The sequence below is a fragment of the Rathayibacter sp. VKM Ac-2760 genome (assembly GCF_009834185.1).
Lineage (GTDB): Bacteria > Actinomycetota > Actinomycetes > Actinomycetales > Microbacteriaceae > Rathayibacter.
This window is the reverse complement of record NZ_CP047173.1, coordinates 3,122,902-3,142,755: the sequence shown is the minus strand read 5'-3', so window position 1 is coordinate 3,142,755 and position 19,854 is coordinate 3,122,902. Positions and strand designations below refer to the sequence as shown.

Sequence of the window (19,854 nt, the reverse complement as noted above, 5' to 3'; positions counted from 1 at the left end):
CGGGTCGGGGCGCAGAGGGTCGGACCGGCCGGGCGCGGGGCGCCGGCCGGCCGCGACGGGGTCAGAGGGCGCGCAGGCGCGGTGCGAGGTCGCGCTCGAAGGCGTCGAAGAAGCGCTGCTGGTCGTCGCCGGGCGCGTGGAAGACCAGGTGGTTGAAGCCCGCGTCGACGTACGGCTTGATCTGCGCGACCGTCTCCTCCGGGTCCGAGCCGACGATCCAGCGCTTGGCCACCTGCTCGATCGGCAGCTCGTCGGCCGCGCGCTCCATGTCGACCGGGTCGGTCAGCGAGTGCTTCTGCTCCGGAGTGAGCGACAGCGGCGCCCAGAAGCGGGTGTTCTCGAGGGCGAGCGCCGGGTCGGGGTCGTAGGAGAGCTTGATCTCGATCATCCGGTCGAGCGTCGCGGAGTCGCGCCCGCCCGCCGCCGCGCCCTCCTCGACCGCGGGCAGCAGCTTCTCGGTGTAGAGCTCCATGCCCTTGCCCGAGGTGCAGATGAAGCCGTCGCCCGCGCGCCCGGCGTACTTCGCGACGACCGGACCGCCGGCCGCGATGTAGACGGGCACGCCGTTCTCCGGCTTGTCGTAGATGGACGCCTCGTGGGTGGAGTAGTACTCGCCGTCGAAGGAGACGCGGTCGCCGGCCCAGAGCGCGCGCATCAGGCGCACGGCCTCGCGCAGCCGGGCGAAGCGCTCCTTGAACTCCGGCCAGGTCTGCTCGCCCGCGCCCTGGTAGCCGGTCGCGACCTCGTTCAGCGCCTCGCCGGTCCCGACGCCGAGCATGATCCGGTCCGGGTAGAGGACGCCGAGGGTGCCGAAGGCCTGCGCGATGACGGCGGGGTTGTAGCGGTAGTGCGGCGTCATCACCGAGGTGCCGAGGCGGATCGTCGAGGTGCGCTCGCCGGCCGCGGCGAGCCAGGCCAGCGAGAACGGCGCGTGGCCGCCGGTGTGCCGCCAGGGCTGGAAGTGGTCGGAGACCACAGCGCTCTCGAAGCCGTGCCGCTCGGCGCCGACGGCCAGCTCCACGAGCTCGCGCGCCCCGAACTGCTCCGCCGATGCCTTGTACCCGAGCGTGATCGTCATCTTGCCGCCTTCGTCAGAGGGAGGGGGTGGCCCGGGAGACCGGGCGTCCCCTCCATTCTGCGCCCGCGCGGGCGGCGATCGGGACGCTCAGGCGGAGGCGCCCGCGATGTTGACCATCCAGTGCACGCCGTAGCGGTCGGTGAGCATGCCGAAGCGGTCGCCCCACGGTGATGTGGTGAGCGGTTCGCCGACCGAGCCGCCGGCGGCGAGCCCGTCCCAGTAGCCGCTCAGCTCGGCGTCGTCGTCGCCGAAGAGCGCGACGGTGATCCGGGCGCCCTCGTCGAAGGTCATCGACTTCGGGGTGTCGGACGCCATCAGGATCAGGCCGTTCGGCGTGCTGAGCTGCGAGTGCATGATCAGGTCCTGCTCGGCCGGATCCTCGCTCGCGTGGAAGTCGGCGAAGGTGCTCGACTGGAGCTCGCCTCCGAAGACCGATCGGTAGAACTCCATCGCCTCGCGAGCGTTGTCGCGGAAGCCGATGTAGGGGCTGAGACTCGTGGACACGGGGTGCCTTCCTGTCGAAGCGATCTGTCAGGGCGCGCCCAGTATCGACCCGTCCGCGCCCACCCGCAACGGCGCGGCCGATCGACGGCGTCAGCGCTCGTAGCCGGGGAACGCCCAGAACCCGTGCGCGCGGAGGACGTCGCGCCGCGTCCGCGTCTCCTCGGCCTCGACGGCCTCGACCGGCGGTCCGATCATCGCCCAGCTGATCGACGACCGGGCACCCGAGCCGATGCTGCCCCGCACCTCGTCGACCGTGTCGAAGACCGCTCGGGCGCGGGGGACGTGGAACGGGCTCGTGACCACATGGAGCCGGCCGATCCCCGCCTCGGCGGCGAGGCCGATGACCGCGAACGCGTTCTCGATCGTGTCGGTCGAGCGCCCGTCGATCGTGATCCTGGCCGGGTCCACGCCGCCGTCGACGAGCAGGGCCCGCATCACGTCGGCCTCGGTCCGACCGGCCTGCGCGTTCCCGCCCGTCACGATGATGCGATCCGCGGGAGTCGCCGCGTCGAGCCGGAGGGCGGCGTCGACCCGTGCGCGCAGCAGCGGTCGCGGCGACCCGTCGGGCGCGAGCCCGGCCCCGAGGACGACCAGCGCGCCCCGGCCGTCCCACTCCGGCGCGTCCCCTGAGGCGCGGAGCGGGTCTCCGCGGTGCCGCGTCCAGTGCTCGTGCAGCTCCGGCAGCCGCTCGCGCAGCCGCTGCCAGCGCCGGTCGCCGTCGCCCGGTGCCGCGTCGCCGAGATACGCGGAGGAGACCAGCGCCTGCGCGCTGAGCGGGTCGACGCGGAGCACGACCTCCCAGCGCCGCACCGCCTCAGCGGTATCGCCTGCGAACAGTGCGGCGGACGCGTGCGCGGAGCGCAGCGTCGTGTTGAGCGGGTCGAGCAGCAGCTCCCGCTCGAGCAGGCGGTCGGCCTCTGCCGGACGCCGGCCGTAGACGGCCGAGGCGGAGGCGCTCACGGCCGCCGCCTCGCGCGGGCCGGTGAAGGAGTCCAGGAGGAGCACGAGGAGGGACCTTCCGTCGGGTCGTCCCGCGCCGGACCCACCCGCTCAGCGGCCGCGGCCGTCGCGGCTGCCCGTCGAGCCTCCCGCACCCGCGCCGCCCGCCGAGGCGGAGGCGCGCCCTGCGGGCCGCCTCGTCGCGCTCCGCGGGCCCCCCGTCCTTGTTGATCGAGTAGCCCGCGGAGCGGGCGTATCGAGATCCCGTGTTCGGACTGGTCGGGTCTCGATACGCCGCCTGCGGCGGCTACTCGACCAGCATGGAGTTGGCGCGCCGTTCTTGCTGGTCGAGTAGCCCGCGGAGCGCGGCGTATCGAGATCCCCGTGTTCGGCCGAGGTGGGTCTCGATACGCCGCCTGCGACGGCTGCTCGACCAGCATGCAGGCGCCCCCGAGCAGCCCGACCTCCGAGCTACAGCTCCGCGCGGGTCGGCGGGTTCGCGCCGGAGCGGGAGGTGGTGATGCCGGCGACGCGGGCTGCCCAGTGGCCGATCGCGTGCAGCGCGGGCTCGTCGAGGAGCAGCCCGTTCGGGGCGCCGAGGCCCTGGCGGAGCGCCTCGTCGAGGATCGCGCCCATCGCGGAGTCGCCGGCGCCGATGGTGTCGGCGACGACGATCCGGGCGGCGGGCACGGTCGCGCGGGCGACGGACGACGCGAGCAGCAGGCCGTCGCCGCCGCGGGTGACGACCGCGAGCTGCGCGCCGAGCCCGAGCAGCCGGGTCAGCACCTCGTCGAGCTGCATCGTCGGGTAGAGCCACTCCGCGTCCTCGTCGCTGAGCTTGACGATCTCGCAGGCCGCGGCGACGCGCTCGAAGCGGGCCAGCGCGTCGTTGTGCTCGCCGACGAGGGCGGGGCGGATGTTCGCGTCGACGCTCGCGGTGATGCCGGCCGGCAGCGCCTCCAGCAGCTCGACGATCGCGGAGCCGCCCGGCTCGAGGTAGACGGCGATGGAGCCGGTGTGCACGTGCGTCGAGCCGGCGGGGTCGGCGGCCGGCGGGTTCCAGGAGAGATCGAACTCGTACTCGGCCGAGCCGTCCGCCTGCAGGCGGGCCCGGGCGGTCGAGGTGCGCTCGGCGTCGCCGTGCAGCACGGTCACGCCGGAGTCGCCGAGGTGCGCGGCGATGCGGCGGCCGCGGTCGTCGTCGGCGATGTCGGTGACGAGCGTCGCGTCGCGGCCGAGGCGGGCGAGGGTGAGCGCGACGTTCGCGGGCGAGCCTCCGACGTGCTCGGTGCTCGCGCCGTCGCGCTCGACGATGTCGATCAGGGCCTCGCCGATGACGAGGAGGCGGGGAGCCGCGCTGTCGCGGCCGTCGGTGCTGGACATCCCGCCATCATGCCCGTCCGCGCACCCTCGCCGCGAGCCGTCGCGCCAGCCCTCAGCCGGCCTCGCCGAGACCGGCGAGCACCTCGTCGACCGTCGTCAGCACGATCAGCGGAGCGTAGAGGGCCATCGCGTCGAGCGCGCGGGCGTGGTCGGCGGGTGTGGCACCGGCGCAGGCATCGGTCACGACCCGCACCTGCACGCCCGCGTCGGCCGCGGCGAGCGCCGTCGACAGCACGCAGCAGTCGGTGGAGACGCCGGTGAGCACGAGCGAGCGGGACTCGTCGAGCAGCACCTCCAGCTCGGCGCCCCACTTGCCGAAGGTCGGCGCGGTGAGGGTCCGGTGCCCCTCGAAGCCGTCGACGAGCGCGTAGAGCGGATCCTCGTCGGGCACGAGCGCGAACGGCCACTCCCGGTAGTAGGGCACCCAGGCGCCGCGAGGCACGGCGGGGGCGACGAAGCGGGTGGTGACCACCCGGTCGCCGAAGTGCGGGACCAGCCGCGCGGTCCCCTCCGCGGCCCGCGCGAACCCGCTCGAGCCCCAGGGCGAGGAGGCGTCGGCGAAGACGTGCTGCAGGTCGATCGCGACGAGCAGGCTCACGCGTCCGCCTCCTGGCGGCGCACCGCGGAGCGGGAGAGCAGGAGGGTGCCGAGGAAGCCGATCACGAGGGCGAGGAGCACGCCGAGGTTCGCGTACGCCCAGGCGCCCTCGCGGCCGCCGATCGGGCCGAGCAGGTAGCCCTCCCACTCGAAGCCGGGGGAGGTGTTGACGACGAGACCCCAGCCGGCCACGGTGCCGACGACGACGAGGAGCACCGGCACGATCGAGACGCTGCCGTAGCGGCCGCGCGAGGTGTAGAGCGCCTCCTGGTCGTAGTCGCGGCGCCGGAGGAGCAGGTCGGCGAGGAAGACGCCGAGCCAGCCCGCGATCGGCACGCCGAGCGTGATGAGGAAGCCCTGGAACGGGCCGAGGAAGTCGCCCGCGATGAAGACGACGTAGATCGCGCCGAGCACCATCAGCACCCCGTCGATCCCGGCGGCGACCGGCCGCGAGACCTTGAGGCCGGTGCTGAGCAGCGCGAGACCGGAGGAGTAGATGTCCATCACGGCGCCGCCGATCAGCCCGAGCAGGGCGACGACGATGAAGGGGAGGAGGAACCAGGTGGGCAGGATGCTCGCGAGCGCGCCGATCGGGTCGAGCGCGATCGCGTCGGAGAGCTCCTGCGAGGAGGCGGCGAGGAGCAGCCCGACGACCACGAGCACGACGGGCGCCACCGCGCCGCCGATCGTGGTCCAGCCGATCACGCCCGCGGTGCCGGCGGTGCGCGGCAGGTAGCGCGAGTAATCGGCCGCGGCGTTGACCCAGCCCAGGCCGAACCCGGTCATCATGAAGACGAGTCCGCCGATCACGGCCCCGGCCGAGCCGGACGGCAGGCTGCCGACGGCGGCGAGGTCGATGCGGTCGAGCACGAGCACCACGTAGACCACCGTCAGCACCGCCGTGGCGATCGTGATCGCCAGCTGGAGCCGCATGATCAGCCGGAAGCCGGCGATCCCCGCGATCACGATCAGCGCCGCGACGACGATCAGCGCGACGACCTTGGTCAGCACCCCGCCGTCCCAGCCGAACTCCTCGAAGACGGTGGCCGTCGCGAGCACGGCCAGCGAGGCGAGCACCGTCTCCCAGCCGACGGTGAGCAGCCAGGAGATCACCGCGATCAGCCGATTGCCGTCGACCCCGAAGGAGGCGCGGCTGAGCACCATCGTCGGGGCGGAGCCGCGCTTGCCCGCGACCGCGACGAAGCCGCAGAGGAGGAAGGAGACGACGATGCCGATCACGGCGACCGCCGTCGCCTGCCAGAAGGAGAGGCCGAAGCCGAGCAGGAACGAGCCGTAGCTGAGCCCCAGCACGGAAACGTTGGCCGCGAACCACGGCCAGAACAGGTCGCGCGGGCGGCCGTGCCGCTCCGACTCCGAGATGGTGTCGAGACCGTTGAGCTCGATGCCGCCGGCGGGCCGGACGGTCGTGGGATCGGGAGTGGTCATCGCAGCCCTCGTTCTCGCGCAGGCCCGGCGGTGCACCGGATCCTGTCGAATGTAGTGCAGGATCGGCGCCCGCCCGCGGCGGAGCCCGAGACCGGTGGAGAAGAGCGGACTCGGGCCTTCCGGGGAGGAGCGTCAGCCCTCGGCGCGCTCCAGCAGCCCGCGCAGCGTCTCGAGATCCGCCGCGACCCGGTCGCAGTCCTCGTCCCACTGCTCAGGCGTCATCCCGTCGTACCGGCGGACGGTGAAGGCGACCTCCGCACCGTCCCCGTTCGCGAGGATCCGCAGCGGGTTGTCGAAGACCCGCCCGCCCTCCGTGATCACCCGGTGATCGGCGACGCCGTACGAGTTCCGCGGCGCGAAGACGACCTCGACCCGTCCCATCGGCGAGTCGGCGAACCAGTGCCCGTCCACCTCCTCGACGCTCGCCCGCGCGAGCCCGGCCGCCCAGAGCGGCAGGTTCGAGGGGTCGACGACGAAGGAGTACACCTCGTCGGCGGGCGCGTCGATCACGATGCCGACCGGGCGCGACTCGTACAGGACCATCTCAGTCTCCTTCCGCGGCGAAGCTCGCCACCAGCAGTGCGGCGAGCGTCGTCCGCTCGAGCACCCCCTCGATGCTGACGGATTCGTGCCGGGCGTGCGCGCCCTCGCCCGGCGCGCCGAGGCCGTCGAGCACCGGGATGCCGAGCGCGGCGATCAGGTTCCCGTCGCTCGCGCCGCCCACCGCCGTCTCCGTCAGCGGCAGGTCCATCGTCTTGGCGATCCGCTCCGCGCGCCGGTAGAGCGCACCGACGGCGGCGGTCCGCTCGAACACCGGCCGCTGCCACGAGCCGCGCACCTCGATCCGGATCCGCGGGTCCGGCGACTCGAGCGCGTTCAGCTCCGCCTCGACCCTGGCCGCCTCGGCCGCGCCGCGGATCCGCACCTCGAGCTCGAGCCGCACCTTCGCCGTCGTCACGTTCACCCGGCTGCCGCCCCGGACGACGCCGATGTTGACGCTCGTGCCCGCCTCCGGCCGCGCGATCGCGAGCACGCGCGGGATCAGCGCACCGAGCTCGTGCACCGCGCTCGCGCCCTTCTCGGGCTCCACGCCGGCGTGCGCCTCGACGCCGAGGACGTCGACGACGAAGTTCCCGATGCCCTTGCGCGCCGTCTTCACCGCGGTGCCGATCGCGCCCTCGAAGACGAGCGCCGCCTCCGCGCCCCGGCTCTGGTGCTCGAGGAAGCCGCGCGAGGTGAGGCTGCCCACCTCCTCGTCGCCGTTCATCACCAGCCGGAGCGCCGGGTGCGCCAGCCGCGAGTGCCGCAGTGCCAGCACCAGCCAGACCATCTGCACGAGCCCGACCTTCATGTCGTAGCTGCCCGGTCCGCTGAGCCGGTCGCCGTCGACCGCGAACGGCCAGGAGCGGGTGGTGCCGAGCGGCCAGACCGTGTCGTAGTGGCCGAGCAGCGCCACGAACGGCCGGGAGCCGCGCGGCCCGCGGCCGGGCGCACTGCCCGGGAAGGTCCAGCTCGACGCGTTCGGGCAGTCCTGCTCGCGCTGGTGCTCGACCTCGGCCGCGTGACCGAGGCGCTCGCCGACCCAGTGCACGAGGAACGCGTGCAGCTCGCCGAGCGCGTCGAGCGAGTCGCTCGTGCTCTCGATCATCACGAGGTGGCGGACGTCCTCGAGGATGCGCGCGCGGTTGTCGCGGAGGAAGGTGCGGACGCGGGCGGCGTCGGCGGCATCGGGGAAGGTCACCGCTCCGGAGTACCAGAGTGCGGCGCCCGGCGCGAACCGGCGCCCGAGATGAACCGCCGGGCGGCCCCGTACGTTGGAGGAGGGAGAGGTGGAGATGTCCGAGGATCAGGCCGAGATGCTGCGTGCCCTGCACGACGAGCACTCGGCGGCGCTGTGGCGGTTCGTCCTCCGGCTCACGGGCGACCGCCAGATGGCGGAGGACGTGGTGCAGGAGGCGCTGCTGCGCGCCTGGAAGCACCCGGAGATCCTGGCGCAGGGCGAGGCGGCCGCCCGCTCCTGGCTCTACACCGTGGCCCGCAACCTCGTCATCGACGATCGCCGGAGCGCCCGGCACACCCGCGAGTTCGGCACCGACGAGGTGCCGGAGCGCGCGCACAGCGACAGGACCGACCAGGTGCTCGACGCCTGGCTGCTCTCCGAGGCGCTGAGCACCCTCAGCCACGACCACCGCGCGGTGATCGTGCACGCGTACTACGGCGGCCGCTCGGTCGCCGAGATCGCCGAGCTGCTGGGCATCGCACCCGGCACCGTGAAGTCGCGGATGCACTACGGCATGCGGGCGCTGAAGCTCGCCCTGCAGGAGAAAGGCGTGACCGAACCGTGAGCACCGATCAACCCGGCGACGACGCCTTCCGCGAGTGGGACGCGGCCTACCTCCTCGGCGCGCTGTCGCCCGCCGACCGCCGCGCCTACGAGCAGCACCTGCGCTCCTGCCCCGGCTGCCGCGAGGCGCTCGGCGAGTTCGTCGCGCTCCCCGGGCTCCTCGCCCACCTGCCGCAGGAGGAGGCGCTCGGCCTGCTCGACACGCAGGAGCGCGCCGAGGAGGCCGCACCGCCCGCCCTGCTCGCGCACCTCGCCCGCGCGGCCGACGCCCTCCGCCGCCGCACCCGCTTCCGCATCGCGGGCCTCGTGCTCGCCGCGGCCGGGGTCTCGGCGGCCGCGGCCGTCGCCCTCCCGCTCGTCGTCGGCACCCCGCCGGCCGTGGTCGAGAACACGGTGGCGCTCGCCGCGGCCCCCGGCGTGCCGGTCGAGGCCTCAGTGCGCTTCGTGCCGGAGCAGTGGGGCACGCGGATCGACATGGACTGCAGCTGGGCCGAGGGCGGTGCTGCGGCCGGCGGCACCGCCGACGCCCCCGCGTCCGACGACGGCGCCTCCGGCGGCTACGCGTACGTGATGTACGTGACCGACACGACGGGTGACTCCGAGGCGATCGGCTCGTGGACGAGCACCCCCGGCTCGACGGTCGAGCCGAGCCTCTCGACCGGGCTGCCGCTGGCCGAGATCGCCTCGGTCGAGGTGCGGCTGCAGGGCTCCGACCGGGTCGTGCTCACCGGCCACCCCTGACGCGGGGTCCGCCGCCGAGCCCGGTCTCCCAGGTGAGCGCCCGCGGGACTGAGTACCTTCTCAGTCATGACGATCGCGACCCTCGCCCTCGCCCCTGCCTCCGTGACGGCGGCCTCCACCGACAGCATCGACGAGCTCTCCGGGCTCGTCGGCGTCGCCGCCCGCGTCATCGCGGCGCTCGGCGAGGCCGGCGTCGGACTGCTGACGCTGATCGAGACGGTCTTCCCGCCGATCCCGAGCGAGCTGGTGCTGCCGCTCGCCGGCTTCCTCGCGCAGCAGGGCCGGATGAACCTGGTGCTCGTCGTGATCACGGCGACGCTCGGCGCCTACCTCGGCGGTCTGATCCTCTACTGGCTCGGCTACCGCATCGGCACGGAGCGCTCGATCCGGCTGCTCTCGAAGCTGCCGCTGGTCGACCGGGAGGACTTCGAGAAGGCCGTCGGCTGGTTCCGCCGGCACGGCACCTGGGCGGTCCTCTTCGGCCGGCTCATCCCCGGCGTGCGGAGTCTGATCTCGCTGCCCGCAGGTGCGGAGCGGATGAACCTGCTGCTCTTCTCCGCGCTGACGATCCTCGGCTCCGGGGTGTGGAACGGCCTCCTGATCGGCCTCGGCGCGGCGCTCGGCACCCAGTACGAGCTCGTCGACCAGTACGCGGGGGTGCTCGACGCAATCATCTACGGCGCGATCGGCGTGGTCGTGCTGCTGCTCGTGGTCCGCAGCATCCGCCGCCACCGCGGCGCTCGCAGCACGCGGTCGGCCCGCCGGCACTGAGCCCGCCGCGCCGGAGCCGGAGGGTACCGGGAGCGCGCGGTGATCGCGACCGTCTCCCGTGTCCCGTCCGCCGCGGTGCGGTTGTGCCCTAGCGTTCGAGATGTCAGCCCCCGACGAGAAGGAACGCCCCATGCCCGAGAACGCTCCCGCTCCTGCCCCTGCCCCGGCCCTCTCCCGCACCGCCGTCGAGCGCAGCTGGATCATCGGCGTCTCGCTGATCGCCATAGCGCTCGGCGTGATCGCGGTGCTGATCCCCGGGCCGACCCTGCTCACCGTCGCGATCGTCTTCGGCATCCACCTGATCGCGGTCGGCGTGTTCCGGCTGCTGCTCGCGTTCACCGCCACCCGGCTGCAGGCGCGGGTCCGCTGGCTCGCGGGACTGCTCGGCGCGCTGATCCTGGTCGCCGGCATCCTCTGCCTCTCCAACCCGTTCGAATCGCTGAGCATCCTCGGCCTCGTCATCGGCCTCGGCTGGATCTTCGACGGCGTCTCGAGCATCACCAGCGGCCGCACCGTGGCCGGGCCGGTCTGGCTGCCGATCGCCGCGGGCATCGCGTCCGTCATCGCCGGCGTGCTGACGATCATCATGCCGGTGCTCGCGCTCTCGTCCTTCGTGACGGTCGCCGCGATCCTGCTGATCGTCGTCGGAGTCTCCGGCCTGCTGCTGCTGCCGGGCCGGTCGAAGACCGCCGCGCAGGAGGCCCCGGCCGCCTGACCGCTCCGGCCGCTGCGCCGTCCGGCAGACTCCGGCGCGGTCCGCCGCTAGGCCGTCGCCGGGAGGATGACGTCGAGCCGGAAGCCGTCGGGCACGTGGGCAGCGCGCACATCGCCGCCGTGCGCCTCGACGATGCCGCGCACGATCGCGAGCCCCAGTCCGGCGCCCGAGGAGCCGGGCTCGTCGGACGAGCGGGTGGTGCTCGCCCGCCAGCCGACCTCGAACATCCGGCCGAGGTCCTCCGCGGCGACACCGCTGCCGTGGTCGAGGACGCTGAGGATGAGCCGGTCGCGATCGTCCCGGTCCGCCGACACCAGGATCTCGGATCCCTCGGGCGCGTGCCGGATCCCGTTGGCGAGCAGATTCACCACCACCCGGGTGAGCTCGTGCGGGTCGGCCCAGAGCAGCTGCCCCGCGACGCCCGCGTGGCTGATCCGGATCCGCCGGGCCAGCGCGAGCTCGCGGACGTCGGCCACGGCGCCCGACACGATGTCGAGCAGCTCGACCGACTCCCGGCGCAGCTGGAGCGCGCCGGTGTGCAGCCGCGACAGCTCGAAGAGGTCGTCGACGAGCCGGTTCATGGTGTCGGTCTGCTCCCGCAGCCGGCGGAGGTAGGCCGCGGGATCGGCGGCGACCCCCGCCTCCAGGGCCTCGGCCAGTGCGCGGACACCGGCGAGCGGCGTGCGCAGATCGTGCGAGATCCAGGCGAAGAACTGGCGCCGCGCCGCATCGAGCTGCTCGACCTCGGCCCGCGCCGCGGCCAGCCGGGCCGAGGTGTCCGCCAGCTCGGCGGACAGCTCGGCGAGCTCGCGCCAGCCGCCGGCATCGGCCTCGACCACTCCGCCGTCGCCGACGCGCCGGGCCGAGTCGCGCAGCAGCGCGATCCGGCGTCGGCCGAGGCGGCCGATGAGCAGGGCCGCGGCGAGGCTCATCGCCGCGGACACCAGCGCGACCCAGATCAGCACGGACAGATCGTGCGGCGAGACGTACATCTCCCCGGCGATCGCGATCGTCGACCCGGTGATGGCCGCGACCGTGGCGACCACGACGACCGCCAGCTGGGACGCGAGCGAGCCGTTGCGGTTGATCCGCAGCACGAGCAGGGCGAGGGCGGAGACGAGGGCCGTGCAGACCGCGGTCGTCGAGACGACGAGGAGGATGTCGGCGCCGGTCAGCACGGGATCTCCGCCGACGGAGCGAAGGAGTAGCCCAGTCCCCACTCGGTGACGAGGAAGTCCGGCGAGCGCGGATCGCACTCGATCTTCTCCCGCAGCCGCCGCACGTGGACCGTCACGGTCGAGGCGTCGCCGAACGACCAGCCCCACGCGTCGCTCATGATCTCGTCGCGCGTGATCACCCGGTCGGGGTTCCGCGAGAGGAAGAGGAACAGCTCGTACTCCCGCCCGGTGAGCACCACCTCCCGAGCGCCGATCCACACCCGCCGACGGGCCGGATCGACGCGGAAGCGGCCGACGGTGAACGGCGTGCTCACCGCCTGGGCCGCCGCGCTGCGCCGCAGGATCGACGCGATCCGCAGCTGCACCTCGCGGAGGGCGAACGGCTTGGGCACGTAGTCGTCCGCGCCGTGCTCGAGGCCGTCGATGCGGTCCTCCGTGCTGTCCAGCGCGGTGAGCATGATGATCGGCACGTCCGATCCGAGGCCGCGGATGTGCCGGCACAGCTCGTCGCCGCTGAGTCCGGGGAGCATCCGGTCGAGCACGACGACGTCCGGCGGGCCGCTCTCGAAGCCGAGACGGGCGCTCGGACCGTCCGCGTACTCGGTCACCTCGAAGCCGCTCGTGCGCAGGTAGTCGCCCAGCACCGTGCGGAGCGTGCGGTCGTCCTCGACGATCATCACCTGCGGCATGCGGCCTCCTCTTCCCGGAACCGACGGTAGGACATCGGCTCGGCCGAGCGGCGGTTCTTACGGTCCTGCAATGTCTTACAGTCCCGCAATCTCCGGCCCGCGGCGCCCTGCGGCTCCCTAGCGTCCCTCTCATGACCGCCGCAGAACCGCTGCGGCCCCGGACCGAAGGACCTCCCGATGCGCCTCTCCACCCTGATCACCACCGCCGTCGCCGCCGCCGCCCTGAGCGTGAGCCTCGCCGCCTGCAGCACCCCGTCCGGCAGCGCGGCGCCGGCGGCGCCCGCCACCAGCTCCAGCGCTGCCGCCCCGAGCGGCACGTCGAGCTCGACGGCCACGAGCACGGCGGCGCTGTCCGGCACCTTCGCCGGACTGAACGACAAGAAGGTCTCCGGCACCGTGTCCGTCGCCGATGGCAAGATCGTCCTCGCCGGCTTCTCCTCCGACGAGGGCCCCGACCTGCACGTCTACCTCACCGGCGGCACCGACGAGGCCGCGGTCGCCGCCGGAGTCGAGATCGACGCGGTCTCCTTCGACACGGCGTCGCAGACCTTCGCGCTCGGCGGCGGCGTCGACGCCTCCTCGTACACCGACGTCGTGATCCACTGCGACAAGGCGAAGGCGGTCTTCGGCGCCGCGGCCCTCTCGTGAGCACCCGCCGCCCGACCCGCGCCGCGGCGATCGTCGTCACCGCGGCGCGGGTCGCCCTCGGCCTCCTCTGGCTGAACGAGGGACTGCTGAAGTACCGGGCCGGCTTCGGCGCCGCCGACATCCGCCTGGTCGCCGAGAGCGCGGCGGGCAACGGCCGCGTGCCCGGGTTCTACCAGTGGTTCGTCACGACCGTCCTCGGCCCGGGAGCGGACCTGTTCGGCATCGTGATGCCGCTGCTGGAGTGCTCCCTCGGGGTCGCGCTGATCCTCGGGATCCTGACGGTGCCCGCCGCGCTGATGTCGACCGTCACCCTGATGATGTACTGGCTCGCCGACCAGCTGATCGGCGAGTACCCCGTGATGGTCCTGCTGTCGGTCGCGCTCGTCGCGGTCCCAGCGTTCGCGAGCAGGGTGTCGCTGACGGGCGTCGCGGATCAGCTCCGGCGGCGCCGGAATCCCGCCGCCGCTCCGATCCCGGCGGCACTCCGGCCCTGGCTCTGATCGGCACGGGTCTGATCGGGCCCGGCTCTGATCGGGCCGGGGCGCCGGTCCGGCGTTAGATGCCGCCGAGCACGCCGAGGAACTGCGCCGGGATCGCGAAGGCGAACCACGAGAGCGGAGCGGCGATCCAGTTCGCGAGGATCCGGCGCCGGCCGTCGCCGCGGCCGAGCACCGCGGCGACCTCGGCCCGCGCGATCCGGGGCGAGAAGAGGAGCCGCGCATCGGCGACGATCGACAGGACCGCGCCGGCGATCACCGGCCCGCCGACCACGGCGAGCAGTCCCGGCTCGATCTGCAGGACGAACGGCACGGCGACGACGACCCAGAGCCCGAGCAGTGCGAAGGCGCTCGCCCGGGCCGCGCGCTGGGCCAGGCTCCGCCCGGAGGCGATGATTGCGTCGATCGGCTCGTCCGGCAGCCCGCTCGCCCTCAGCTCGCGGGCGGCGCGCAGTCTCAGCACGGCGGCGACCGCGAGCGCGAGCACCGCGTAGGGCAGCCCGGCGCGGGTCAGCAGCACCAGCACCCACGGCGCGCTCAGCACCAGGGGAGTGGCGAGCAGCCAGCCCGTCACGAGCATCCCGATCGGCACGACCACGACGAGGCTCAGCGGGAACGGCGGCGGGCCGTCCGGCCGCGCGCGGCGCGGATCGTCCCCGTGATCCGCCGCTCCGCCCGCCGGCGGCTGCCCGCCGTCCTCGATGCCCGACTCGCCGATGCTCCCGACCCCCATGCCCCGACCCTAGCCCGGACCCCGGCCCGCCGAGCCGGGGGAGGCCCCGTGGCAGCATGGCGCCGTGAGCACCGCCGACCCCGACCCCGATCTCGTCCCCGAGCTCCTGGTCGAGAACCTCGAGCGCAGCCTCGCCTTCTGGTGCGGCCCCTGCGGCTTCGCGGTCCTCTATGCGCGGCCCGAGGAGGGCTTCGCCTACCTGGCCCGCGGCGGCGCGCACGTGATGCTCGACCGGATCGGCGCCACCCGCGACTGGATCACCGCACCGCTGGAGCGCCCTCTCGGCCGCGGTGCGAACCTCCAGATCCGCGTCGACGACGCCGACGCGATCGCGACGGCACTGCGGGAGGCGGGCGTCGCCCTGTTCGCCCCCGCCGAGACCCGCTGGTACCGGGTGGGGGAGGAGGAGGCCGGCGTCCGCCAGGTCCTGGTCGCGGACCCCGACGGCTACCTCCTGCGCTTCCAGTCTTCGCTCGGCCGGCGGGCGGTGCGACGCACTGCGACGTGAGCCGATCGTCGCGCGCCATCATGCCAGCGGAGGACGCCGAGACCGCCTGCGACTGGTTCGATCGGTGGCATGCCCACACCGTCCACCGGCACGCTCGCGCTGCCGACCACCGACCCCGCGTCCGCCGACGGCACCCTCGCCGCCCCTGCACCCGCAGACGGCCCGCCCGCCGGCAGCCCGCCCCCCGCTCCGGTCGAGCCCCTGCCCGCACTCGACCGCGAGGCCGCGCTCGTCCGCCCGGCCGACCTCGTCACCGCGCTGACCGGCGTCACCCTCGGCTTCTTCGCCCTCTTCGTCCACGGGATCGCGCAGTGGAAGTACGTCGGCCCCGGGGTCGAAGAGGCGAGCGTGCTCGGCTGGCTGGCCCCGGCGCTCGTGGGCCTGGTCTGCGTCGTCACGGCGGCGGTGTCCGTGGCCGTGCGCGCCGTGCGCGCCGACGCCCGCCGCCGGGCCCTCGCGCCGAGCGGAGCCGCCTCGTGAGCGCCGTGCTCTCCGTCCCGTCGGCGCCCGCGCCCGCCGTCTCCCTCGCCCGGGAGCTGCTGCGGCGCACCGGCTGCGCCCGCTCCGGACTGCCCTGGGTCGTCCCGGCGGACGGCGGCTGCGCCGTCGACCTCGCACTCCTCGAGCGCGGCGCGCACCTGCTCGATCCCTCGGAGGAGGCGGTCGCCCGCATCGCGCTCTCGCTGGCCACCGGCCGCCCCGTCGACCTGCGCTCCGCCTTCGGGCACCTCACCCGCGACCATGCGGAGGCGGTGATGACCGCCGTGGCCGGCGCCGGTGGGCACGATCGCGTCGAGAGCCGCATCGCGGTCGTCGACGGCGAGCGCCGCGTCGAGAGCGTGCCTCCCCTCGCCGTGTGGCCCGACCGCGCGAGCTGACGCGCCGCGCCGACCCCCGCTCCTCCCACCCGCGCGACGCGTCCCCGCAACGGGGGCCCCGCGGCCGGGATCGCGCCCGTCCGCGTCGCTACGGCCTTTCGCAGATCCCCGGCTTAGGGTGTCCGTGTGCAACGTGTCGACGATTTCCCAGGAGCCGGACCGGTGGCGACCTCCCCCGAGTCCGGTGACCCGCGCGAGGCGTCCGCCCTCCAGCTCCCCTCGAACGCCACGACGCCCGTCCAGGTGACGAGCGGCGAGGCCGGCTACCAGGGCGGCAACGTGGCCGACCCCGTGTGGCAGTCCTGGCGGGAGGAGCTCGCCAAGGTCGGCGGCCCCTCGCCCCTTCTCCACTTCGTCGACTCGCCGCGCACGCGCATCGAGCTGTCCACCACGCACCCCGGCGGCCTGCCGCCCTTCATCTCCGGCAAGACGACGCTGCTCTCCTCGCTCATCCGCGACGAGCTGGCGCTGCGGACCGCGAAGAACGCCGCCGCCGCGATCACCGACAAGGGGATCGAGCTGCGCTCGGTCCGCGGCATCGAGGGCGTGCACCTGGCGATCGGGCTCGCGCAGTGGCGCGCGGGCGAGACGGAGTTCACCGCCCCCGTGCTGCTGCGCCCGCTCGCGATCCGCCGCTACGGCCGCGACTTCGAGCTCAAGCTCAAGGGCCAGCCCTACTTCAACCCGCAGCTCGCCCGTGCGCTGAAGCAGCAGTTCGGCATCACCATCGACCCGGAGCAGTTCGTCGAGCTCGCCGTGCAGAACGGCGTGTTCAAGCCGCAGCCGGTGATCGACCAGCTCCGCGGGCTCACCTCGCACCTGCCCTGGTTCGCCGTGCACCCGCGCCTGGTGGTGTCGAGCTTCGCCGACGTCGCCGGCGACATGCTCCGCGACGCCCGGATGCTCGAGCACCCCGTCCTCGACGCGGTCGCCGGCAACCCGGCCGCCAAGCGCGCGCTGCAGCAGTCGCAGAAGGTGGCGTCGATCATCCCGCAGGACGAGCGTCCGCCGGCGACCGACAACCTCCTCCTCGACGCCGACGCCGAGCAGGAGCAGGTCATCGCGAACATCGCGGCCGGCAACTCGCTCGTGGTGAAGACCCTGCCCGGCACCGGCGGCACGCAGACGATCGTCAACGCGATCGGCGCGCTCGCCGCGCAGCACAAGCGCGTCCTCGTCGTCGGCGCCCGCCGCTCGAGCCTCGACAGCATCCACCAGCGGCTGCTGTCCGCCGGTCTCGGCGGCATCGCCGTCAGCCCGCGGACGCTGCGCCGCGACCTCATCCAGTCGATCGGCCGCAACGAGAAGGCCGCGCGCCCCTCGGTCAGCGAGATCGACGACGCGCTGCTGCGCCTGCGCAAGGTGCTGCTCGACTACCGCGGCGCCCTCTCGCGCCGCGACCCCAGCTTCGGCGTCTCGGCGCTGCAGGCCCTCGAGGAGCTGGCGCGCCTCTCCCAGCTGCGGACGCCCCCGTCGACCGCCGCCCGCCTCGACCGCCGCGCCGTCACAGCGCTCGCGCACAGCCGCCCCGAGGCGACCCGCATGCTGATCGAGTCGGCCCGTCTCGGCGAGTTCCGCTACGGCCCGGGCGACTCGCCCTGGTACGGCGCGCAGTTCGACTCCACCGCCGACGCCGAGGCCGCGCACGAGCTGGCCAAGCGCCTGCACCTGCGCGATCTGCCGCGCCTGCTCGACCGCGCGCAGGACGTCATCGCCCAGACCCGGATGCGCCCGTTCGAGTCGGTCGCCGAGCTCGGCATCTACCTGCGCCTGCTGCAGGACGTCCGGGACACTCTCGACAAGTTCCAGCCGGCCGTCTTCGACCGCTCGATCCAGGACCTCATCGTCGCCACCTCGCCCCGTCGCGAGGCGGCCGAGATGTCCTCGACCAACCGCCGCCGGCTGAAGAAGCTGGCGCGGGAGTACATGCGCCCGGGCGCGCACGTGTCCGATCTCAACGCGTCGCTGCGCCGCGTGCAGCAGCAGCGCACGCTCTGGCAGCGCTACGCCGTCGCGGGCACCGTCCCCGAGGTGCCGGTCGGCGTCGCCGACGTGCAGGTCGCGTTCCAGCAGGTGTCCGACCAGCTCGGCCGCCTCGACGAGCCGCTGGGCCGCCGCGGCGGCACGACGCAGCTCGCCTCACTGCCGCTCGCCGAGCTGGTCTCGATGGTCTCCGGTCTCGCCGAGGACAGCGAGGTGCTCGCCAACCTGCAGGAGCGCACCACCCTGCTGGCGACGCTGCGCGAGTGGGGCCTCGACCCGCTGCTCACCGATCTCTCGCGCCGCCACGTGCCGGCGGAGCTGGTCGCGATCGAGCTCGACCTCGCCTGGTGGCGCTCGGCGCTCGAGATCATGCTGACCGACGAGCGCGCGCTGCTCGGTGGCAACACCAGCGTGCTCGACCGGCTCGAGGCCGACTTCAAGCTCGTCGACGAGGCGCACGCCGCCTCCAGCGCCGAGCTGCTCGCCTGGAAGCTCTCCGAGACCTGGAAGATCGGCCTCGTCGACTGGCAGCTCGAGCGCGACGCCCTGCGCGCGCTGCTGCGCACCGAGTCCTCGACTACGCCGCAGGAGCTGCAGAAGGCCGCGCCGCACCTGTCGCGCGTGCTCGCTCCGGCCTGGCTGGCCTCGCCGTACGAGGTGCACCGCATCGGCACGGAGACGACCTTCGACGCGGTCTTCCTCGTCGACGCGGGCGCCACGACGCTCGCCGAGAACGTCGGAGCGATCCGCCGCGCCAAGCAGGTCGTCGCGTTCGGCGACCCGGTCACCCAGACGCCCACGCCGTTCGGCCTGCGGGTCGACGAGACCGTCGAGTTCGGCAGCGCCGCCTCGCGCACCGATGTCGAGGCGCTGCACGCGCAGTCGGCCCTCGCCCGTCTCGGTGAGCTGCTGAACACCGTCACGCTCACCCGCAGCTACCGCGCGGGCGGCGAGGACCTCGCCGAGCTGGTGAACCGCCGCTTCTACGGCGGCCGGATCGACTCGCTGCCCTGGGCCGGCTCGTTCCTCGGGCACGACTCGCTCCGCTTCCACTACATCGCCAGCGGTCACGGCATGCCCGAGAACGACTCCGGAGCGGTCGAGTCCGTCGACGCCGAGGTCGCGAAGGTGGTCGAGCTGGTGCTCGAGCACGCGGTCATCCGGCCGCGCGAGTCGCTGATGGTGATCACCGCGAGCCCGCGGCACGCCGTGCGGGTGCAGCAGGCCGTGCTCACCGCGTTCGCCAAGCGCGCCGACCTCAGCGACTTCATCCTCGGTGACCGCCCGGAGCCGTTCGCCGTCGTCACGCTCGAGCAGTCGGTGGCGCAGAGCCGCGACCGGGTGATCTTCTCGATCGGCTACGGCCGCACCCCGCACGGCCGCCTGCTCTCCAACTTCGGCGCGCTGGCCGAGCCGGGCGGGGAGCGCCTGCTCGCCGTGGGCATGACCCGCGCCCGCCGCTCGATGGACATCGTCTCGTGCTTCCGCCCCGGCGACATCGACGAGTCGCGGATGCGCTACGGCATGGTCGCGCTCGCCCAGGTGCTCCAGGAGGCGGAGGACCGCGTCCAGCCGAGCGACCGCGACGACTACTCCGAGCCGATGCTGGTCGACCTCGCCGCGCGCCTCGAGCGCCGCGGACTGCGGGTCAACATCGGGCACAAGGGCAAGCTCGCGCTCGTCGCGGCGCACGGCACCCGTGCCGTCGTCGTCGAGACCGACCGCGACGTCAGCACGCAGAGCCTCCGGGTCTCGCTGCGGCTGCGCCCGGAGCTGCTGCGCCGCCTCGGCTGGCACTACCTCCGCGTGCACAACTTCGAGCTGTTCGCCGACCCCGAGGCCGTGGCCGCGCGGGTCGCCGGGCTGATCGGCGCTCCGCAGGACGAGACGTCGACCGGTCCGATCGAGGTGCCGGTGGGTGCCGGCGCGCCGATCGTCGAGGACGCCGCCCCGGCGTCGAACGAGACGCAGCCGATCACGCCCCTGCCCGCCGACTGAGCGTGCCCGAGGACTCCCGGGCCGCCGCGCCCGCCGGCGCCGACCGACCGCTCCGGCGCTCGCGCGGCGGCCGGCGGGCGACCCTCCCCGCGAAGCCGGGCACCGACCCGTCCCCCCACGACGCCGTCGTCCCCGACCCCGAGGCACCCGCTGCGCGCCCCGACACGGGCCCGAACGACGCCCGCCTCCGCCAGGACGTCCCCCCGCACTACTGACCCCCTCCG

Annotated in this window: 22 protein-coding genes; 11 read left to right on the top strand and 11 right to left on the bottom strand. The window is 73.9% G+C overall.

Annotated elements, in window-relative coordinates; all coding sequences use genetic code 11:
• Positions 1 to 61: 61 nt before the first annotated feature.
• The 8 genes from fgd to GSU72_RS14190 form a co-directional block, all read right to left on the bottom strand.
• Positions 62 to 1,078 (bottom strand): glucose-6-phosphate dehydrogenase (coenzyme-F420), encoded by a 1,017-nt coding sequence (gene fgd, locus GSU72_RS14225; protein WP_159985651.1) that lies wholly within the window; start codon positions 1,076 to 1,078, stop codon positions 62 to 64.
• 87 nt (positions 1,079 to 1,165) lie between these two features.
• Positions 1,166 to 1,582, bottom strand: a complete 417-nt coding sequence (locus GSU72_RS14220) for a VOC family protein (RefSeq protein ID WP_159985650.1) — start codon at positions 1,580 to 1,582, stop codon at positions 1,166 to 1,168.
• Between the two features lie 90 nt (positions 1,583 to 1,672).
• Positions 1,673 to 2,587, bottom strand: a complete 915-nt coding sequence (locus tag GSU72_RS14215; RefSeq protein WP_159985649.1) for a YdcF family protein — start codon at positions 2,585 to 2,587, stop codon at positions 1,673 to 1,675.
• Between the two features lie 405 nt (positions 2,588 to 2,992).
• Positions 2,993 to 3,904 carry a carbohydrate kinase gene (locus GSU72_RS14210; protein ID WP_159985648.1) on the bottom strand — a complete coding sequence of 304 codons (912 nt, stop codon included), beginning with the start codon at positions 3,902 to 3,904 and terminating at the stop codon, positions 2,993 to 2,995.
• Positions 3,905 to 3,956: 52 nt separating this feature from the next.
• Entirely contained in the window at positions 3,957 to 4,502 is a 546-nt protein-coding gene (locus GSU72_RS14205) for a cysteine hydrolase (protein WP_159985647.1), read from the bottom strand.
• Positions 4,499 to 5,947, bottom strand: a complete 1,449-nt coding sequence (locus tag GSU72_RS14200) for a cytosine permease (protein ID WP_159985646.1) — start codon at positions 5,945 to 5,947, stop codon at positions 4,499 to 4,501. Before GSU72_RS14200 ends, GSU72_RS14205 begins: the two co-directional genes overlap by 4 nt.
• A gap of 132 nt (positions 5,948 to 6,079) precedes the next feature.
• Complete coding sequence (locus tag GSU72_RS14195) at positions 6,080 to 6,490, bottom strand: SRPBCC family protein (protein ID WP_159985645.1); 411 nt, start codon at positions 6,488 to 6,490, stop codon at positions 6,080 to 6,082.
• A 1-nt stretch (position 6,491) separates the two neighbouring features.
• On the bottom strand, positions 6,492 to 7,688 hold the full coding sequence (locus GSU72_RS14190) for a M20/M25/M40 family metallo-hydrolase (protein ID WP_159985644.1): 1,197 nt from the start codon (positions 7,686 to 7,688) through the stop codon (positions 6,492 to 6,494).
• A 94-nt stretch (positions 7,689 to 7,782) separates the two neighbouring features.
• On the opposite strand from GSU72_RS14190, the gene GSU72_RS14185 reads away from it, so the two are divergent.
• The 4 genes from GSU72_RS14185 to GSU72_RS14170 all read left to right on the top strand — a co-directional run bounded on the left by GSU72_RS14185 (position 7,783) and on the right by GSU72_RS14170 (position 10,518).
• On the top strand, positions 7,783 to 8,292 hold the full coding sequence (locus tag GSU72_RS14185) for a sigma-70 family RNA polymerase sigma factor (protein ID WP_159986844.1): 510 nt from the start codon (positions 7,783 to 7,785) through the stop codon (positions 8,290 to 8,292).
• The gene (locus tag GSU72_RS14180) at positions 8,289 to 9,032 is read left to right on the top strand and encodes a zf-HC2 domain-containing protein (protein WP_159985643.1); all 744 of its coding nucleotides are present in this window, start codon (positions 8,289 to 8,291) and stop codon (positions 9,030 to 9,032) included. The genes GSU72_RS14185 and GSU72_RS14180 overlap by 4 nt, the downstream gene beginning before the upstream one ends.
• 66 nt (positions 9,033 to 9,098) lie before the next feature.
• Entirely contained in the window at positions 9,099 to 9,803 is a 705-nt protein-coding gene (locus GSU72_RS14175; RefSeq protein WP_159985642.1) for a DedA family protein, read from the top strand.
• A gap of 130 nt (positions 9,804 to 9,933) precedes the next feature.
• Positions 9,934 to 10,518 (top strand): DUF308 domain-containing protein, encoded by a 585-nt coding sequence (locus GSU72_RS14170; RefSeq protein WP_159985641.1) that lies wholly within the window; start codon positions 9,934 to 9,936, stop codon positions 10,516 to 10,518.
• Between the two features lie 47 nt (positions 10,519 to 10,565).
• Here GSU72_RS14170 and GSU72_RS14165 read toward each other — a convergent pair whose 3' ends face one another.
• Together GSU72_RS14165 and GSU72_RS14160 are read right to left on the bottom strand one after the other, a co-directional pair.
• Positions 10,566 to 11,696 carry a HAMP domain-containing sensor histidine kinase gene (locus tag GSU72_RS14165; RefSeq protein WP_159985640.1) on the bottom strand — a complete coding sequence of 377 codons (1,131 nt, stop codon included), beginning with the start codon at positions 11,694 to 11,696 and terminating at the stop codon, positions 10,566 to 10,568.
• Positions 11,690 to 12,385: a response regulator transcription factor gene (locus GSU72_RS14160; RefSeq protein WP_244255827.1), complete on the bottom strand. Its 696-nt coding sequence runs from the start codon at positions 12,383 to 12,385 to the stop codon at positions 11,690 to 11,692. Before GSU72_RS14160 ends, GSU72_RS14165 begins: the two co-directional genes overlap by 7 nt.
• A 177-nt stretch (positions 12,386 to 12,562) precedes the next feature.
• Here GSU72_RS14160 and GSU72_RS14155 point away from each other — a divergent pair, with 177 nt between their 5' ends.
• Positions 12,563 to 13,033 carry a DM13 domain-containing protein gene (locus GSU72_RS14155; protein ID WP_159985639.1) on the top strand — a complete coding sequence of 157 codons (471 nt, stop codon included), beginning with the start codon at positions 12,563 to 12,565 and terminating at the stop codon, positions 13,031 to 13,033.
• Positions 13,030 to 13,533 carry a DoxX family protein gene (locus GSU72_RS14150; RefSeq protein WP_208545062.1) on the top strand — a complete coding sequence of 168 codons (504 nt, stop codon included), beginning with the start codon at positions 13,030 to 13,032 and terminating at the stop codon, positions 13,531 to 13,533. The genes GSU72_RS14155 and GSU72_RS14150 overlap by 4 nt, the downstream gene beginning before the upstream one ends.
• A 55-nt stretch (positions 13,534 to 13,588) precedes the next feature.
• Here the strand turns inward: GSU72_RS14150 and GSU72_RS14145 are convergent, their stop codons facing one another.
• Positions 13,589 to 14,263, bottom strand: coding sequence for a hypothetical protein (locus GSU72_RS14145; RefSeq protein WP_159985638.1), 675 nt, complete (start codon positions 14,261 to 14,263; stop codon positions 13,589 to 13,591).
• Positions 14,264 to 14,327: 64 nt separating this feature from the next.
• Here GSU72_RS14145 and GSU72_RS14140 point away from each other — a divergent pair, with 64 nt between their 5' ends.
• The 5 genes from GSU72_RS14140 to GSU72_RS14120 all read left to right on the top strand — a co-directional run bounded on the left by GSU72_RS14140 (position 14,328) and on the right by GSU72_RS14120 (position 19,845).
• On the top strand, positions 14,328 to 14,771 hold the full coding sequence (locus GSU72_RS14140) for a VOC family protein (RefSeq protein ID WP_159985637.1): 444 nt from the start codon (positions 14,328 to 14,330) through the stop codon (positions 14,769 to 14,771).
• Between the two features lie 69 nt (positions 14,772 to 14,840).
• Positions 14,841 to 15,251, top strand: a complete 411-nt coding sequence (locus GSU72_RS14135) for a hypothetical protein (RefSeq protein WP_159985636.1) — start codon at positions 14,841 to 14,843, stop codon at positions 15,249 to 15,251.
• Positions 15,248 to 15,649 carry a hypothetical protein gene (locus GSU72_RS14130; RefSeq protein ID WP_159985635.1) on the top strand — a complete coding sequence of 134 codons (402 nt, stop codon included), beginning with the start codon at positions 15,248 to 15,250 and terminating at the stop codon, positions 15,647 to 15,649. The genes GSU72_RS14135 and GSU72_RS14130 overlap by 4 nt, the downstream gene beginning before the upstream one ends.
• A gap of 162 nt (positions 15,650 to 15,811) precedes the next feature.
• On the top strand, positions 15,812 to 19,630 hold the full coding sequence (locus GSU72_RS14125) for an AAA family ATPase (protein WP_244255826.1): 3,819 nt from the start codon (positions 15,812 to 15,814) through the stop codon (positions 19,628 to 19,630).
• Positions 19,631 to 19,632: 2 nt separating this feature from the next.
• The gene (locus GSU72_RS14120; protein WP_159985634.1) at positions 19,633 to 19,845 is read left to right on the top strand and encodes a hypothetical protein; all 213 of its coding nucleotides are present in this window, start codon (positions 19,633 to 19,635) and stop codon (positions 19,843 to 19,845) included.
• The last annotated feature ends 9 nt before the right edge of the window (positions 19,846 to 19,854 follow it).

Coding starts and splice junctions, on each gene's coding strand:
- fgd (WP_159985651.1), bottom strand. CDS start 1,078: ATGACGATCACGCTCGGGTACAAGGCATCGGCGGAGCAGTTCGGGGCG.
- GSU72_RS14210 (WP_159985648.1), bottom strand. CDS start 3,904: ATGTCCAGCACCGACGGCCGCGACAGCGCGGCTCCCCGCCTCCTCGTC.
- GSU72_RS14200 (WP_159985646.1), bottom strand. CDS start 5,947: ATGACCACTCCCGATCCCACGACCGTCCGGCCCGCCGGCGGCATCGAG.
- GSU72_RS14195 (WP_159985645.1), bottom strand. CDS start 6,490: ATGGTCCTGTACGAGTCGCGCCCGGTCGGCATCGTGATCGACGCGCCC.
- GSU72_RS14185 (WP_159986844.1), top strand. CDS start 7,783: ATGTCCGAGGATCAGGCCGAGATGCTGCGTGCCCTGCACGACGAGCAC.
- GSU72_RS14175 (WP_159985642.1), top strand. CDS start 9,099: ATGACGATCGCGACCCTCGCCCTCGCCCCTGCCTCCGTGACGGCGGCC.
- GSU72_RS14170 (WP_159985641.1), top strand. CDS start 9,934: ATGCCCGAGAACGCTCCCGCTCCTGCCCCTGCCCCGGCCCTCTCCCGC.
- GSU72_RS14160 (WP_244255827.1), bottom strand. CDS start 12,385: ATGCCGCAGGTGATGATCGTCGAGGACGACCGCACGCTCCGCACGGTG.
- GSU72_RS14155 (WP_159985639.1), top strand. CDS start 12,563: ATGCGCCTCTCCACCCTGATCACCACCGCCGTCGCCGCCGCCGCCCTG.
- GSU72_RS14145 (WP_159985638.1), bottom strand. CDS start 14,263: ATGGGGGTCGGGAGCATCGGCGAGTCGGGCATCGAGGACGGCGGGCAG.
- GSU72_RS14135 (WP_159985636.1), top strand. CDS start 14,841: ATGCCCACACCGTCCACCGGCACGCTCGCGCTGCCGACCACCGACCCC.